At 39.1% G+C, this 16842-nt stretch carries 6 protein-coding genes, 19 tRNA genes and 5 rRNA genes; all 30 read right to left on the reverse strand.

Features of this window, described 5'->3' with window-relative positions; all coding sequences use genetic code 11:
• Window positions 1-116: 116 nt before the first annotated feature.
• Window positions 117-353 carry a hypothetical protein gene (locus tag KHQ81_10220; GenBank protein ID QVK17257.1) on the reverse strand — a complete coding sequence of 79 codons (237 nt, stop codon included), beginning with the start codon at window positions 351-353 and terminating at the stop codon, window positions 117-119.
• 1081 nt (window positions 354-1434) lie between these two features.
• Window positions 1435-1884, reverse strand: coding sequence for a hypothetical protein (locus KHQ81_10225; protein QVK17258.1), 450 nt, complete (start codon window positions 1882-1884; stop codon window positions 1435-1437).
• Between the two features lie 333 nt (window positions 1885-2217).
• Window positions 2218-3006, reverse strand: coding sequence for a hypothetical protein (locus tag KHQ81_10230; GenBank protein ID QVK17259.1), 789 nt, complete (start codon window positions 3004-3006; stop codon window positions 2218-2220).
• A gap of 272 nt (window positions 3007-3278) precedes the next feature.
• The gene (locus KHQ81_10235) at window positions 3279-3767 is read right to left on the reverse strand and encodes a nitroreductase (protein ID QVK17260.1); all 489 of its coding nucleotides are present in this window, start codon (window positions 3765-3767) and stop codon (window positions 3279-3281) included.
• A gap of 953 nt (window positions 3768-4720) precedes the next feature.
• Window positions 4721-5035 (reverse strand): hypothetical protein, encoded by a 315-nt coding sequence (locus tag KHQ81_10240; protein QVK17261.1) that lies wholly within the window; start codon window positions 5033-5035, stop codon window positions 4721-4723.
• Window positions 5036-5203: 168 nt separating this feature from the next.
• Window positions 5204-5341 (reverse strand): hypothetical protein, encoded by a 138-nt coding sequence (locus KHQ81_10245; protein ID QVK17262.1) that lies wholly within the window; start codon window positions 5339-5341, stop codon window positions 5204-5206.
• Window positions 5342-6156: 815 nt separating this feature from the next.
• Window positions 6157-6245: transfer RNA gene (locus tag KHQ81_10250), tRNA-Leu, on the reverse strand.
• 9 nt (window positions 6246-6254) lie between these two features.
• Window positions 6255-6328: transfer RNA gene (locus tag KHQ81_10255), tRNA-Gly, on the reverse strand.
• Window positions 6329-6335: 7 nt separating this feature from the next.
• A tRNA-Pro gene (locus tag KHQ81_10260) sits at window positions 6336-6412 on the reverse strand.
• A 22-nt stretch (window positions 6413-6434) separates the two neighbouring features.
• Window positions 6435-6511, reverse strand: a tRNA-Arg gene (locus KHQ81_10265).
• Window positions 6512-6517: 6 nt separating this feature from the next.
• Window positions 6518-6593: transfer RNA gene (locus KHQ81_10270), tRNA-Asp, on the reverse strand.
• Between the two features lie 6 nt (window positions 6594-6599).
• A tRNA-Glu gene (locus tag KHQ81_10275) sits at window positions 6600-6676 on the reverse strand.
• Window positions 6677-6685: 9 nt separating this feature from the next.
• Window positions 6686-6762: transfer RNA gene (locus tag KHQ81_10280), tRNA-Asn, on the reverse strand.
• Window positions 6763-6770: 8 nt separating this feature from the next.
• Window positions 6771-6875: ribosomal RNA gene (gene rrf / locus KHQ81_10285) — 5S ribosomal RNA — on the reverse strand.
• An 87-nt stretch (window positions 6876-6962) separates the two neighbouring features.
• Window positions 6963-9852, reverse strand: a 23S ribosomal RNA gene (locus tag KHQ81_10290).
• Between the two features lie 248 nt (window positions 9853-10100).
• Window positions 10101-10176 (reverse strand) — tRNA-Ala (locus KHQ81_10295).
• A 26-nt stretch (window positions 10177-10202) separates the two neighbouring features.
• Window positions 10203-10278: transfer RNA gene (locus KHQ81_10300), tRNA-Ile, on the reverse strand.
• A 105-nt stretch (window positions 10279-10383) separates the two neighbouring features.
• Window positions 10384-11914 (reverse strand): 16S ribosomal RNA (locus tag KHQ81_10305).
• Between the two features lie 627 nt (window positions 11915-12541).
• Window positions 12542-12630: transfer RNA gene (locus tag KHQ81_10310), tRNA-Leu, on the reverse strand.
• Window positions 12631-12646: 16 nt separating this feature from the next.
• Window positions 12647-12720, reverse strand: a tRNA-Cys gene (locus KHQ81_10315).
• A gap of 58 nt (window positions 12721-12778) precedes the next feature.
• Window positions 12779-12853, reverse strand: a tRNA-Gly gene (locus tag KHQ81_10320).
• Between the two features lie 5 nt (window positions 12854-12858).
• Window positions 12859-12935, reverse strand: a tRNA-Pro gene (locus KHQ81_10325).
• A gap of 22 nt (window positions 12936-12957) precedes the next feature.
• Window positions 12958-13034: transfer RNA gene (locus KHQ81_10330), tRNA-Arg, on the reverse strand.
• A gap of 6 nt (window positions 13035-13040) precedes the next feature.
• A tRNA-Asp gene (locus KHQ81_10335) sits at window positions 13041-13116 on the reverse strand.
• Between the two features lie 6 nt (window positions 13117-13122).
• Window positions 13123-13199, reverse strand: a tRNA-Glu gene (locus KHQ81_10340).
• A gap of 9 nt (window positions 13200-13208) precedes the next feature.
• Window positions 13209-13285: transfer RNA gene (locus KHQ81_10345), tRNA-Asn, on the reverse strand.
• A gap of 8 nt (window positions 13286-13293) precedes the next feature.
• A 5S ribosomal RNA gene (rrf, locus tag KHQ81_10350) occupies window positions 13294-13398 on the reverse strand.
• An 87-nt stretch (window positions 13399-13485) separates the two neighbouring features.
• Window positions 13486-16377, reverse strand: a 23S ribosomal RNA gene (locus tag KHQ81_10355).
• The 16S, 23S and 5S rRNA genes sit together here with 19 tRNA genes alongside, the layout of an rRNA operon.
• 247 nt (window positions 16378-16624) lie before the next feature.
• A tRNA-Ala gene (locus tag KHQ81_10360) sits at window positions 16625-16699 on the reverse strand.
• Window positions 16700-16725: 26 nt separating this feature from the next.
• Window positions 16726-16802, reverse strand: a tRNA-Ile gene (locus KHQ81_10365).
• Between the last annotated feature and the right edge of the window lie 40 nt (window positions 16803-16842).

A 16842-nucleotide genomic window follows, 5' to 3' on the forward strand; every position in this document is an offset into this window, starting at 1 on the left:
AAACTTCTAGTGTGTACTCAGTTTCTTAATCTTTTTATGTTTAGATAGGTTTTTTCTAACTTGAGATACGCCCCGGTGTAACTAATGAAAACAAAAAAAAATAGATTCATTTGAACCTATTTATTTAACATCACAGAATCACAATAAGGTTTATACCCTATTTTCATATAGATACTATTTGAAGTTGGGTTTGATAAGTCTGTATAAAGCGTAGCTAATTTACCATCTGCTAAAACCTTTTTAGTAACTTCAGCTGTAACTATACTACCATAGCCATTCCTTCTAAATTTAACTGGTGTATATACAAAACCAACTGATTCAGTTGAAATCAGTAATCTTGATCTTGCTGCCATAGAAACTATTGGAATCAACTCCTTTGTGTTATTATACTACATAATTATTAGAAAGGGAGGGGGAATGTGTCCAGCATTTTCGTAGCAGTGCAGCATAATCTTCTAGCGTATTTTTTTATATTCCAAGAGAAAAAAGACCTCTAAAAAGTCATATTTTTATCAATATATACAAAGAGTTCAATTCTCATAACGGCTATTCTTAGCTGTTTAAGCGTTTTTTAGCGAATGAACTCGGTATGATTGAGATGTATTAACAATACCAAGTTGATACAATTTAGAGGTTGTCTTACCTAAGTTGCTACCAAATATGGTTATAATGTTTTCACAAACAAGATGTGTTTAAACTGTCGTGTTGCTAATATTACGCAAAAATAAAGTATTTTGCGTAATAGTGTACCCCTTTGGTGGGTTTTCTATATCAAAAAATGGTGTGAGTTTTACAACCCATACCATATATTATAGAACCGAAATCTTACAATATACCAAAATTTGTTTTTTTAACCAAGTATAAACTTTTTATAGGAAGAATTCATTATATTGGCATCATTATAGTCAATCGTAACATGATTGACTACTTTTTTCAGTGTGCTCTCTGCATTTATTGCTTCTTTATTTTAATTTATGTTAATAATATTGACCATTCTTCAAATATCAATACCATAAGTAAAGATAGAAACCAATAGATTAATTCAATCAATAAATTAATACTCAATATTTTTTTTATATCCCTTATATTAAATAGGATAGCACTCAGCAACAAGAGGGTACTAAAAAACAAGTACATCATTAACTGGCTATTTATAAAGCAAAATACAAAGTAAAAATTAATAATTATTATATTTATTTTATTGATTTCTTTAGATTTAATTTTAACGTCTCCTCTTGATATAAATAAGAAAAAAAGGATCATTTCTAATACATTCATTATTTACTCCTTAACTTTGAGTAGTATTACTGACTGCATCTTGTACTACATGATGAGGGGTTATATGTACCAATCCTACCTGGTAATTCTTTTATGAAATTTATTTGATGTCTTTTTATCTAGACTTTTTTGGCTGTCTTTGATCTTCTTGTTAAGTTATTTAATCATTTTTAAATAATGTAGTGGATTTTTTATAAAACTAAATGTTTTTGATAACCTGATATTTTCAGTAATATCTTTATATTCTGGATTTATGATTTTATTATCACATACAATTAAAGCATTATTATCTCGTATAAACTCCAAGATTAAATTAATTATATCTTTCGTTATATCCCTCAAATCTAATCTAAACTCAATATTTTCTAAAACATCATTTTCATATATGAATTCAATACATGTTTTATCTATTTCACCTAATTGCTTAATATCCTCACTCCAGCTTTTACTTGGTTTTAATATATTTGATAGGGTTTTAATAGAATTTTCATTTATCTCATATCCTTCCCAAGTAATATTATCTATTATATTAGTTATATTTAAATTATCATATTTATCAAATTTGTCTTTAGGAATTATATAAAAGACATATTGCCATATTGCCATTTTATCCTCCCCCAGTTAAATAAATCTTTTACACTCTTTTCAGGAACTTGATTTATGCCTAATAGTATTGCTGCTCTTGCTCTATGATGTCCATCTAAATCAACATATTTTATAGTATCCTCTATTCCTTCACTTTATGTTTTTTCATAATTTTTTCTGAAACTAGATTACCCTTTGTTAATTTATTAGTCGGTATTAAATCAAACACATTTTCAAAAAATACTGTATAATCATCATCTTTAAATCTTTATTAAATAAACTACCTAAATCTTATTCTTAACAAGTGATTATTTGAATCCAATCTATGTTAATACATACTACAATAAGCTTAATTTATTGATTAAAATATAGAAAAACTGAATATATAATCAACGCAACAAACCATGTTATTAATATAGATAAAGTTAATATTATCCCCTTTAAAAAAGGTTTGATTTTCACTTTTCTTATAACTAATTCTGTGACCAAAGCAATACTAATCGAATTAAAAATTAAATATCCTAGTGAAATAAGAACATCACTAGGGTCCTTAATAATACTTACTATACAATCAATAACCCAGAATACAAGAAATAGGTATACCATAACCCTAAAGTATACATCTTTATCTTTTCTTAGATTACTTTTCACTATCTCATCATAGTTACTAAATTCGTTATGTAATGTAGTATCACTTAAATATACTTCTCTTCTTCTTTTAATTTCTTCAACTAGATCTTTAGGTTTTACATTAAGCATTCCAGGAAGTGTTCCTCTTTTATTTTTTCCATCTTTTATATAACTAATATAAACCATTTTATTATGAAACATTTTATTTATATATACACTCTCAATATCTTTTAATAAGTATCGAACTTTTTTATTAAATATACCATTAATTATTATTTCTACATTAGTAATAACTAATATTGGTTCACTTTTTAAAATATACTTATAAAAGAAAACTGTAAGGATAGGTTGTATTAACACCAAGATTCCTAAAGAAAATATTAATATAACACTCTCATCTTCATTAAGTAAATTATCAATATTTAATATCATAAATACTGTTAGAAGAGTTACTAAAAAGAATATCGGTGTATATTTAACCTTACTTACACCAACATTATAATTTTCATTCACTATACATCACCCTTTATTATAAATTCTAGTACCTATACCACAAATTCTTTTATTAAAACCATAGTAATTTATAGGTATATTTTACCATAATGTTTCTATCCATATCAACAAGGTATGATAGTAATCTAGTTTTTCAAACTATTTTATGACACCTATAGACAAAAAGAGCCCTATTTAAAGGCTCTATAATATATTTAATTAATATTGTATCAAAACATGCCTTTATTTGTGTCGTCATTAGCAAATTGGTACACCTTTTATAGTTGCATTACCTAAATAATCGTTAACACAGCAGTTATCCCACTAATAATGACAGTAAACATAAATCCTTTGAATGCAGCTCTAAGATGAAATCCGTAATCCTTATACTCTTTTAACCCTTCTGTTCCTTCCAATATAAGGTATTTGGGATTGATGTAGCAAAATATAAACCAATCCAACACCACTAAATCAAAAACATTAAATGCACTACAAATAATAAAAGTATTCAAGAAACCTGCCATGAAAGTATAATCGGTACTCATCGTTTCTTTTAATACAATTGTAGAATATATTGGATATCCAAACATAATCAATAGAAATGGTATCCCAATTGACAACTTTTCTATTATCTCCTTTTTGGTTCTTTTGGGTACAATATTCTGTATTGCCTTAGGATAGTCATTAATCCATAACCTGGCATTGAACAACTGAGATATGGTTACAATCGCTCCTAAAACTACTGAATAAACTAATCCTTCCAAGATTGCATTTCCAATCATGACTCTATCACCTCTTCTCTGTTTTGTTTTAAAACCTTCTGTATTTCATTAGCAACTATATACTTATTTCCAAGTAGTTGTGTTGATCCAATAAATTGCTATAATAGTAATTAAAAATAGTGTTACAAATGAATAAATTATTTTATTGACTTTACCTTCAGTTTTTAAATAAATTGATCTTGCTTCAAATAATAACAAAATAATAGCAACAATAATAAACAAATACCTATTAAATATATTTATTAACTTAGTTGAAATTTCAAGATTTTTTGTAATAAATGAAATAGTTAAGCTTTCAATAAAATGAATTAAGACACCAAAAAAAAATATACTATCGGAAGAAAAGTTTTTCTTAACATGATTAGTTATCCTTTCTTACAAAATAATTATTCAAACGATATTATTTTATCACTAGGAACTTCAACTATTTGGTGACTGTCTACTTTAATTATAAAGCCTTTTATTTCTAGTAAACTTAAATCTACCATTGTTCGAGTTCCTGTTACGTCGTCATAGCTTTTTCTTAGTTGATCTTTTAAGTCTAAATCAACCTACTTTGGAAGTTGAAGATTCTCTATATAGCCTATATATTCTAAGTTAGCTTCTTCCACTTCTTTTTCACTTTCAATATCCAAATATATTTTATAGTTTATATATTTATTAAAAATAAAAGTAGGTAAAAGCCGAAAGATTGAAGTTTATCCATATCGTATAATGGTTTATCACCATACCAATTAAAACACAGACTTTCAGTTTTATTTGCTAATAATTCAGTATTATAACACCGCAGTTATCAAACTAATATATTAATATCAGTGTCAGTATCTAAAATATCAAATGTTCTTCCAAGTCAACATCTCATGTATCTTTTATAAGCAGTAACTGGATAATTATAATTTTATTTCAAGGAACCCCTCCTGCAGGCTAATATTAATAGCTTGTAATTACAATACTTATTCTTTAAGTTTATCAATTAATTCTTTTATATATTTATTTATTTTTGGAATTATTTGCTGAATACTACTACTATTAAACCACGCATACTGAGAAAATACAGATTTACTCACTTTAATTTGCATATATGTTTTTATTAACGTATTTCTACCTATATCTTCATAGTTAATTCTATTATGCAACAAATCAGATAAAACTTTAAAACAAATTACTTCATTACCATCTACTTTCATATTGAATTCTTCTATATACTCAGAATAAGCATCTATTTCTTCAATTTCTTCATTATTAAAAACTACTTTTTCTTTACTCATTTACTCACCTTAAATAAATTATTAAATCAATTTCATGCCTTGAATGGTTCTGTTCAAAAATACATAAATTTACTTATTATTTAAATTATATATTATTTTCTTTTTTGTGATGTAGATTATATGATAAACGGAACATTCTACACCCGAGACTTGTAATTAATATCAAGTTTAATTATTTTTGATAACATTACAACATTGAGTAATTATTAAGCTTAATATAACGAAAAAAGCTGTGATAGATATAATACCTATTGATCCAAATAATAAAGCTGACAAACTTTCAATAACATCTTCTTTAAATTTCATTATCTTAACCCTCCATTTAATAACTTAATAATGTATCACCAATAATTTTATTCGGAACAAAAGTAGATGGAAATTTACTTATTCCTCTAATAATTGGATTTATAGTGTTTTCAACTTCAAAAAGCCGGAACCTACCATCATTCCACCAAAATTAAATGATGTTACACCTGTTGCTGATTGATCTAAACGAGCCTTTATCATATTTAATCCATTAAACTCTTAATTGTTGTCACCAGCTACTAGAAGAGAATATACACCCATCACCTCTTCTCTGTTTAGTTTGAAAACCTTCTGTGTCGCATTAGCAAGCAAAACTAAACCTACAATTCCAACAATTACTAATTTAAATATAGGTACATTAGGAACAATTTCACTTTTGTATTAATTATAAATTATGTTACCATAATTTTCAACATTTTGTAAATTTTTTATACTTATATCAGGTTTATTTCTTACATAACCATTTATAGACGAATAATTAAATATAGGAGAATATACAAACATCTAGGAAAAATTAAAAAAGGCTAGATCCAAGACCTAGCACAGAAAATCAAATTTATAAATAACAATGTCTAAAGTTTATCGAGATATCCAGAGAACAACCAATTAGATGCTTTGATTCAAGCGTTTTAAATCCGTCTGTTCCTAATCTAAGGGATTGAAATAATGCATATGATTCATTAAGGAATACATATTGTATAACTGATGAGATCATATTAATCAGTTTGTTCAAAATTATATACTTTCAAATTTATTTTTATAATAAAACCTATATAGTCCAAAAAACAAAAAAAACTCCTCTTGGAGTTATCTAATGGTGCCTAGGACCGGGGTCGAACCGGTACGGGATTTAACTCCCGCAGGATTTTAAGTCCTGTGCGTCTACCTATTCCGCCACCCAGGCATATAAAATTGGAGCGAGCGAAGGGAATCGAACCCTCACAGTCAGCTTGGAAGGCTGAGGTTCTACCATTAAACTACGCTCGCAAAATACTGGTCGGGAAGACAGGATTCGAACCTGCGACCTCTTGGTCCCAAACCAAGCGCTCTACCAAGCTAAGCTACTTCCCGATTTTTATTTATTTAATTTTTATGGCGCGCCCAGCAGGAGTCGAACCCACAACCTTTTGATCCGTAGTCAAACGCTCTATCCAGTTGAGCTATGGGCGCATAAAATGGCGGTCTCGACGGGAATTGAACCCGCGATCTCCTGCGTGACAGGCAGGCATGTTAACCGCTACACCACGAGACCATTTTATGGTGACCTGTACGGGATTTGAACCCGTGAATGCATGCGTGAAAGGCATGTGTGTTAAACCGCTTCACCAACAGGCCGTTATTTAGTGGCGCCCCAACTAGGACTTGAACCTAGGACCCCATGATTAACAGTCATGTGCTCTAACCAACTGAGCTATTGAGGCACTTTTTAGCCTAGCAGCGACCTACTTTCGCGTGAACTATCATCGGCGCTATAGAGCTTAACTTCTGTGTTCGGGATGAGAACAGGTGTTTCCTCTATGCTATTACCACTAGACTATGTTTTTTTCTTTGAGATTGATCTCTCAAAACTAGATAATGTAAGTAATTATATCATACTTGTATGATAATATTCGTATTTATTTAGGTTAAGTCCTCGAACTATTAGTATCAGTCAGCTACATGTGTTACCACACTTACACTTCTGACCTATCAACCTTGTAGTCTTCAAGGGTTCTTACTTCTTAAAAGAATGGGAAATCTCATCTTGAGGGGGCTTCACGCTTAGATGCTTTCAGCGTTTATCCCTTCCATACTTAGCTACCCAGCTATGCTCCTGGCGGAACAACTGGTACACCATCGGTATGTCCATCCCGGTCCTCTCGTACTAAGGACAGCTCCTCTCAAATTTCCTACGCCCACGACGGATAGGGACCGAACTGTCTCACGACGTTCTGAACCCAGCTCGCGTACCGCTTTAATGGGCGAACAGCCCAACCCTTGGGACCGACTTCAGCCCCAGGATGCGATGAGCCGACATCGAGGTGCCAAACCACATCGTCGATGTGAACTCTTGGATGTGATCAGCCTGTTATCCCCGGGGTAGCTTTTATCCGTTGAGCGACGGCCCTTCCATTCGGCACCGCCGGATCACTAAGCCCGACTTTCGTCCCTGTTCGACCTGTATGTCTCACAGTCAAGCTCCCTTATGCCTTTGCACTCTTCAAATGATTTCCAACCATTCTGAGGGAACCTTTGGGCGCCTCCGTTACTCTTTAGGAGGCGACCGCCCCAGTCAAACTGCCAGCCTGACACTGTCCCCCATCCCGATTATGGATGTAGGTTAGAATTTCAGTGCAACAAGGGTAGTATCCCAACGTCGACTCCTCCAAAACTAGCGTCCTGGATTCACAGTCTCCTACCTATCCTGTACATGTTACACCGAAACTCAATATCAAGTTACAGTAAAGCTCCACGGGGTCTTTCCGTCCTGTCGCGGGTAACCTGCATCTTCACAGGTACTATGATTTCACCGAGTCCACCGTTGAGACAGTGCCCAAATCGTTACGCCTTTCGTGCGGGTCAGAACTTACCTGACAAGGAATTTCGCTACCTTAGGACCGTTATAGTTACGGCCGCCGTTTACTGGGGCTTCAGTTCGATGCTTCGTTTCCTAACATTTCCCCTTAACCTTCCAGCACCGGGCAGGCGTCAGCCCCTATACTTCACCTTTCGGTTTAGCAGAGACCTATGTTTTTGTTAAACAGTCGCTTGGGCCTTTTCACTGCGGCTTGCTTTTACACAAGCACCCCTTCTCCCTAAGTTACGGGGTCATTTTGCCGAGTTCCTTAACGATGGTTCTCTCGCGCGTCTTAGGATTCTCTCCTCGCCTACCTGTGTCGGTTTACGGTACGGGCACCATAATAATTAACCCTAGAAGTTTTTCTCGGAAGCTTGACATCAGGTGCTTCACATCATTCTGCTATCTTTCACAGCTTGACATTAGCGTATAGCGGATTTGCCTTCTATACTGTCTTACTGTTTAGACCCACTCTTCCATCCGTGGGCTCACCTTAGCCTTCTCCGTCACTCCATCAGTTATTATGGTGGTACTGGAATCTCTACCAGTTGTCCATCGGCTACGCCTTTCGGCCTCACCTTAGGTCCCGACTTACCCAGAGCGGACGAGCCTTCCTCTGGAAACCTTAGGCTTTCGACGGATAGGATTCTCACCTATCTTCTCGCTACTTACACCGGCATTCTCACTTCTAACATCTCCACTAGTCCTCACGATCTAGCTTCTCCGTTGTTAGAACGCTCCCCTACCATCCCATTGGATCCGCAGTTTCGGTAAAACGTTTAGCCCCGGTACATTTTCGGCGCAGAGTCACTCGACTAGTGAGCTATTACGCACTCTTTGAATGGTGGCTGCTTCTAAGCCAACATCCTAGTTGTCTATGTGTCTCCACATCCTTTTCCACTTAACGTTTATTTTGGGACCTTAACTGGCGGTCTGGGCTGTTTCCCTTTTGACCATGGACCTTATCACCCACAGTCTGACTCCCGTTTATACTTATCTGGCATTCGGAGTTTGATTACATTCAGTACCTCGAGGTGAGGCCATCGTATATTCAGTGCTCTACCTCCAGTAAGCTCTTTAACGAGGCTAGCCCTAAAGCTATTTCGGGGAGAACCAGCTATATCCGAGTTCGATTGGAATTTCACCCCTAGCCACATGTCATCCGGGCCTTTTTCAACAGACTACGGTTCGGGCTCCAGTTGGTTTTACCCAACCTTCACCCTGCACATGGCTAGCTCACTCGGTTTCGGGTCTACGACATAATACTATTCGCCCTATTAAGACTCGCTTTCGCTTCGGCTCCGGGTTCTTCCCTTAACCTTGCACTATATCGTAACTCGCCGGTTCATTCTACAAAAGGCACGCCATCACCCTTTAACGGGCTCTGACTATTTGTAGGCACACGGTTTCAGGTTCTATTTCACTCCCCTCCCGGGGTTCTTTTCACCTTTCCCTCACGGTACTGGTTCACTATCGGTCACTAGGTAGTATTTAGCCTTACGAGATGGTCCTCGCGATTTCCGACCGGATTCCTCGTGTCCGGCCGTACTCAGGATCCCACTTAGTCTAATCTAGTATTTCAACTACAGGACTCTCACCTTCTTTGGTTGACTTTCCCACGTCATTCGTCTATACTACATTAATCCTGTTTTTGTGGTCCTATTACCCCATGTTGCCATGGTTTGGGCTCTTTCCCTTTCGCTCGCCGCTACTTAGGAAATCGATTTTTCTTTCTTTTCCTCCAGGTACTTAGATGTTTCAGTTCCCTGGGTATGCCTCCTGCTACCCTATCTTTTCAGGTAGCGGTTATAGGATATTACTCCTATAGGGTTTCCCCATTCGGATATCACCAGATCTGCTTACTTACAGCTCCCTGATGCGTTTCGCCGTTAGTTGCGTCCTTCTTCGGCTCCTAGTGCCTAGGCATCCTCCGTGCGCCCTTATTAACTTAACCTAATAATTCTAAATAAATTTCTTTATTTAGTTACGCGCTTGTTCTTTGCTTAAGCTTTGTTTTTTGGTTGGTTTTACCCAACCTTTGTAAACACTGCTGTTGTGTTTACTTTCTTACATTATCCAGTTTTCAAAGATCAATTTCTTTTTAGCTTATCGATTATATCATTTCCTAATTCATTGTCAACCAATAAATTTTTCCATATTGGAATTTAGGAAATGTCTTTGACATTTTATTAAAAAAGTCTTTGGTGGAGCCTAGGGGATTCGAACCCCTGACCTCCTGCGTGCAAGGCAGGCGCTCTCCCAGCTAAGCTAAGGCCCCACTTTTTTTATCTACACGCTTTTTTATGGTGGGCCTGAATAGAATCGAACTATCGACCTCACGCTTATCAGGCGTGCGCTCTAACCATCTGAGCTACAGCCCATCCTATTAGGGCTTCTTTTGAGAGTTTCATCTCTCAAAACTAAACAGAACTTTTGATTCAAGTTAAACCTTTGTGTGCTTTTTCTTTTTATTCTTTCTCCTTAGAAAGGAGGTGATCCATCCCCACGTTCCCGTAGGGATACCTTGTTACGACTTCACCCCAATCATCTGTCCCACCTTAGACGGCTCCCTCCTATAAATAGGTTAGGCCACCGGCTTCGGGTGTTACAAACTCTCATGGTGTGACGGGCGGTGTGTACAAGACCCGGGAACGTATTCACCGCGACATGCTGATTCGCGATTACTAGCGATTCCGACTTCATGTAGTCGAGTTGCAGACTACAATCTGAACTGAGATTAGTTTTTTGAGGTTTGCTTCACGTCTCCGCTTCGCTTCTCTTTGTTCTAACCATTGTAGCACGTGTGTAGCCCAGGCCATAAGGGGCATGATGATTTGACGTCATCCCCACCTTCCTCCAGTTTGTCACTGGCAGTCTCGTTAGAGTCCTCAACTTAATGTTAGCAACTAACAACAAGGGTTGCGCTCGTTGCGGGACTTAACCCAACATCTCACGACACGAGCTGACGACAACCATGCACCACCTGTCTCCAATGTCCAAAAGGAAAGGTATATCTCTATACCGGTCATTGGGATGTCAAGGCCTGGTAAGGTTCTTCGCGTTGCGTCGAATTAAACCACATGCTCCACCGCTTGTGCGGGTCCCCGTCAATTCCTTTGAGTTTCAGTCTTGCGACCGTACTTCCCAGGCGGAGTACTTAATGCGTTAACTTCAGCACCGAGGTCTCCCCCGACACTTAGTACTCATCGTTTACGGCGTGGACTACCAGGGTATCTAATCCTGTTTGCTACCCACGCTTTCGTGCCTCAGCGTCAGACACAGGCCAGAAGGCCGCCTTCGCCACCGGTGTTCCTCCACATATCTACGCATTTCACCGCTACACGTGGAATTCCACCTTCCTCTCCTGTACTCAAGTCTACCAGTTTCCAATCACCCTCCATGGTTAAGCCATGGGCTTTCAAATCAGACTTAATAGACCGCCTACGCACGCTTTACGCCCAATAATTCCGGACAACGCTCGCCACCTACGTATTACCGCGGCTGCTGGCACGTAGTTAGCCGTGGCTTTCTCATTAGGTACCGTCACTTCTTAGCCATTTCCTGCTAAGTTCTTTCTTCCCTAATAACAGAGCTTTACAATCCGAAGACCTTCTTCACTCACGCGGCATTGCTCGGTCAGACTTTCGTCCATTGCCGAAGATTCCCTACTGCTGCCTCCCGTAGGAGTCTGGGCGTGTCTCAGTCCCAGTGTGGCCGTTCACCCTCTCAGGTCGGCTACGCATCGTCGCCTTGGTAGGCCTTTACCCTACCAACTAGCTAATGCGCCGCAAGCCCATCTATCAGTGATGCTTTAAGGCATCTTTAAATATAAGATCATTGATCCTATATCCTATCCAGTATTAGCTACCGTTTCCAGTAGTTATCCTCGTCTCATAGGTTGGTTACTTACGTGTTACTCACCCGTTCGCCACTAACACTAAAAGTGTTCGTTCGACTTGCATGTATTAGGCATGCCGCCAGCGTTCGTCCTGAGCCAGGATCAAACTCTCCAAATAATTTATTAATTAATATAATTAATTTCATTGGTTTTTTTGATTCTGTACTCAAAGGTTTTAACTTGTTCGTTTATTCAACGTTCTGTTTAGTTTTCAAAGATCTACTCACAATTACGCCATATTATCATATCACTTATGCGCAATTTTGTCAACTTTTTTGTTTAATTTTATTTTATCGTTTTACCGACGACAATATAAGATTTTATCACTTGTTTCCCTCATTGTCAACAACTTTATTCATTTATTTTTTATGTTGTTTTAACATCGGGATTTAAGATTCTATCACTGTTTTATTATTTAGTCAACCACTTGTTTTTTCCAATTTCATTGATTTAAATTTTTGAAATAGCGAGATAGATTGTATCACTTATATCCTATCCTGTCAACAACTTTACTCATTTATTTTCTTTGTTGTTTCAGTATCAGGATTTAAGATTCTATCACTGTTTAATTACTTAGTCTACCACTTGTTTTTTCCAATTTAGTCGTCTAGTTTTTAGAATCTTAACAGGTAATTATCTAGCTGTTAAGATGAAATTGTTTATAATAGACCCTCTTATCAATTTAGAAAAGTGTCTATTTATGATAAAATCCACAAAATAAAAAACTCCACTTGGAGTTATATAGTGGTGCCTAGGACCGGGGTCGAACCGGTACGGGATTTAACTCCCGCAGGATTTTAAGTCCTGTGCGTCTACCTATTCCGCCACCCAGGCAAATTAAATATATTAGTGGAGGCGCCAATCGGATTTGAACCGATGATAAGGGAGTTGCAGTCCCGTGCCTTACCACTTGGCTATGGCGCCATAATTATCACTAATTATTATATGCTTTTCTGATTAAATTGTCAAAAAAGATTAAAAATGGAGCCGGCGAAGGGAATCGAACCCTCATCCCCTGCATGGCAAGCAGGTATAATAGCCATTATACGACGCCGACAATACTGGTCGGGAAGACAGGATTCGAACCTGCGACCTCTTGGTCCCAAACCAAGCGCTCTACCAAGCTAAGCTACTTCCCGATTTTTATTTATTTAATTTTTATGGCGCGCCCAGCAGGAGTCGAACCCACAACCTTTTGATCCGTAGTCAAACGCTCTATCCAGTTGAGCTATGGGCGCATAAAATGGCGGTCTCGACGGGAATTGAACCCGCGATCTCCTGCGTGACAGGCAGGCATGTTAACCGCTACACCACGAGACCATTTTATGGTGACCTGTACGGGATTTGAACCCGTGAATGCATGCGTGAAAGGCATGTGTGTTAAACCGCTTCACCAACAGGCCGTTATTTAGTGGCGCCCCAACTAGGACTTGAACCTAGGACCCCATGATTAACAGTCATGTGCTCTAACCAACTGAGCTATTGAGGCACTTTTTAGCCTAGCAGCGACCTACTTTCGCGTGAACTATCATCGGCGCTATAGAGCTTAACTTCTGTGTTCGGGATGAGAACAGGTGTTTCCTCTATGCTATTACCACTAGACTATGTTTTTTTCTTTGAGATTGATCTCTCAAAACTAGATAATGTAAGTAATTATATCATACTTGTATGATAATATTCGTATTTATTTAGGTTAAGTCCTCGAACTATTAGTATCAGTCAGCTACATGTGTTACCACACTTACACTTCTGACCTATCAACCTTGTAGTCTTCAAGGGTTCTTACTTCTTAAAAGAATGGGAAATCTCATCTTGAGGGGGGCTTCACGCTTAGATGCTTTCAGCGTTTATCCCTTCCATACTTAGCTACCCAGCTATGCTCCTGGCGGAACAACTGGTACACCATCGGTATGTCCATCCCGGTCCTCTCGTACTAAGGACAGCTCCTCTCAAATTTCCTACGCCCACGACGGATAGGGACCGAACTGTCTCACGACGTTCTGAACCCAGCTCGCGTACCGCTTTAATGGGCGAACAGCCCAACCCTTGGGACCGACTTCAGCCCCAGGATGCGATGAGCCGACATCGAGGTGCCAAACCACATCGTCGATGTGAACTCTTGGATGTGATCAGCCTGTTATCCCCGGGGTAGCTTTTATCCGTTGAGCGACGGCCCTTCCATTCGGCACCGCCGGATCACTAAGCCCGACTTTCGTCCCTGTTCGACCTGTATGTCTCACAGTCAAGCTCCCTTATGCCTTTGCACTCTTCAAATGATTTCCAACCATTCTGAGGGAACCTTTGGGCGCCTCCGTTACTCTTTAGGAGGCGACCGCCCCAGTCAAACTGCCAGCCTGACACTGTCCCCCATCCCGATTATGGATGTAGGTTAGAATTTCAGTGCAACAAGGGTAGTATCCCAACGTCGACTCCTCCAAAACTAGCGTCCTGGATTCACAGTCTCCTACCTATCCTGTACATGTTACACCGAAACTCAATATCAAGTTACAGTAAAGCTCCACGGGGTCTTTCCGTCCTGTCGCGGGTAACCTGCATCTTCACAGGTACTATGATTTCACCGAGTCCACCGTTGAGACAGTGCCCAAATCGTTACGCCTTTCGTGCGGGTCAGAACTTACCTGACAAGGAATTTCGCTACCTTAGGACCGTTATAGTTACGGCCGCCGTTTACTGGGGCTTCAGTTCGATGCTTCGTTTCCTAACATTTCCCCTTAACCTTCCAGCACCGGGCAGGCGTCAGCCCCTATACTTCACCTTTCGGTTTAGCAGAGACCTATGTTTTTGTTAAACAGTCGCTTGGGCCTTTTCACTGCGGCTTGCTTTTACACAAGCACCCCTTCTCCCTAAGTTACGGGGTCATTTTGCCGAGTTCCTTAACGATGGTTCTCTCGCGCGTCTTAGGATTCTCTCCTCGCCTACCTGTGTCGGTTTACGGTACGGGCACCATAATAATTAACCCTAGAAGTTTTTCTCGGAAGCTTGACATCAGGTGCTTCACATCATTCTGCTATCTTTCACAGCTTGACATTAGCGTATAGCGGATTTGCCTTCTATACTGTCTTACTGTTTAGACCCACTCTTCCATCCGTGGGCTCACCTTAGCCTTCTCCGTCACTCCATCAGTTATTATGGTGGTACTGGAATCTCTACCAGTTGTCCATCGGCTACGCCTTTCGGCCTCACCTTAGGTCCCGACTTACCCAGAGCGGACGAGCCTTCCTCTGGAAACCTTAGGCTTTCGACGGATAGGATTCTCACCTATCTTCTCGCTACTTACACCGGCATTCTCACTTCTAACATCTCCACTAGTCCTCACGATCTAGCTTCTCCGTTGTTAGAACGCTCCCCTACCATCCCATTGGATCCGCAGTTTCGGTAAAACGTTTAGCCCCGGTACATTTTCGGCGCAGAGTCACTCGACTAGTGAGCTATTACGCACTCTTTGAATGGTGGCTGCTTCTAAGCCAACATCCTAGTTGTCTATGTGTCTCCACATCCTTTTCCACTTAACGTTTATTTTGGGACCTTAACTGGCGGTCTGGGCTGTTTCCCTTTTGACCATGGACCTTATCACCCACAGTCTGACTCCCGTTTATACTTATCTGGCATTCGGAGTTTGATTACATTCAGTACCTCGAGGTGAGGCCATCGTATATTCAGTGCTCTACCTCCAGTAAGCTCTTTAACGAGGCTAGCCCTAAAGCTATTTCGGGGAGAACCAGCTATATCCGAGTTCGATTGGAATTTCACCCCTAGCCACATGTCATCCGGGCCTTTTTCAACAGACTACGGTTCGGGCCTCCAGTTGGTTTTACCCAACCTTCACCCTGCACATGGCTAGCTCACTCGGTTTCGGGTCTACGACATAATACTATTCGCCCTATTAAGACTCGCTTTCGCTTCGGCTCCGGGTTCTTCCCTTAACCTTGCACTATATCGTAACTCGCCGGTTCATTCTACAAAAGGCACGCCATCACCCTTTAACGGGCTCTGACTATTTGTAGGCACACGGTTTCAGGTTCTATTTCACTCCCCTCCCGGGGTTCTTTTCACCTTTCCCTCACGGTACTGGTTCACTATCGGTCACTAGGTAGTATTTAGCCTTACGAGATGGTCCTCGCGATTTCCGACCGGATTCCTCGTGTCCGGCCGTACTCAGGATCCCACTTAGTCTAATCTAGTATTTCAACTACAGGACTCTCACCTTCTTTGGTTGACTTTCCCACGTCATTCGTCTATACTACATTAATCCTGTTTTTGTGGTCCTATTACCCCATGTTGCCATGGTTTGGGCTCTTTCCCTTTCGCTCGCCGCTACTTAGGAAATCGATTTTTCTTTCTTTTCCTCCAGGTACTTAGATGTTTCAGTTCCCTGGGTATGCCTCCTGCTACCCTATCTTTTCAGGTAGCGGTTATAGGATATTACTCCTATAGGGTTTCCCCATTCGGATATCACCAGATCTGCTTACTTACAGCTCCCTGATGCGTTTCGCCGTTAGTTGCGTCCTTCTTCGGCTCCTAGTGCCTAGGCATCCTCCGTGCGCCCTTATTAACTTAACCTAATAATTCTAAATAAATTTCTTTATTTAGTTACGCGCTTGTTCTTTGCTTAAGCTTTGTTTTTTGGTTGGTTTTACCCAACCTTTGTAAACACTGCTGTTGTGTTTACTTTCTTACATTATCCAGTTTTCAAAGATCAATTTCTTTTTAGCTTATCGATTATATCATTTCCTAATTCATTGTCAACCAATAAATTTTTCCATATTGGAATTTAGGAAATGTCTTTGACATTTTATTAAAAAGTCTTTGGTGGAGCCTAGGGATTCGAACCCCTGACCTCCTGCGTGCAAGGCAGGCGCTCTCCCAGCTAAGCTAAGGCCCCACTTTTTTTATCTACACGCTTTTTTATGGTGGGCCTGAATAGAATCGAACTATCGACCTCACGCTTATCAGGCGTGCGCTCTAACCATCTGAGCTACAGGCCCATCCTATTAGGGCTTCTTTTGAGAGTTTCATCTCTCAAAA

It is taken from the genome of Mycoplasmatota bacterium, assembly GCA_018394295.1.
In the GTDB taxonomy this organism is placed as follows: domain Bacteria; phylum Bacillota_I; class Bacilli_A; order Haloplasmatales; family Haloplasmataceae; genus JAENYC01.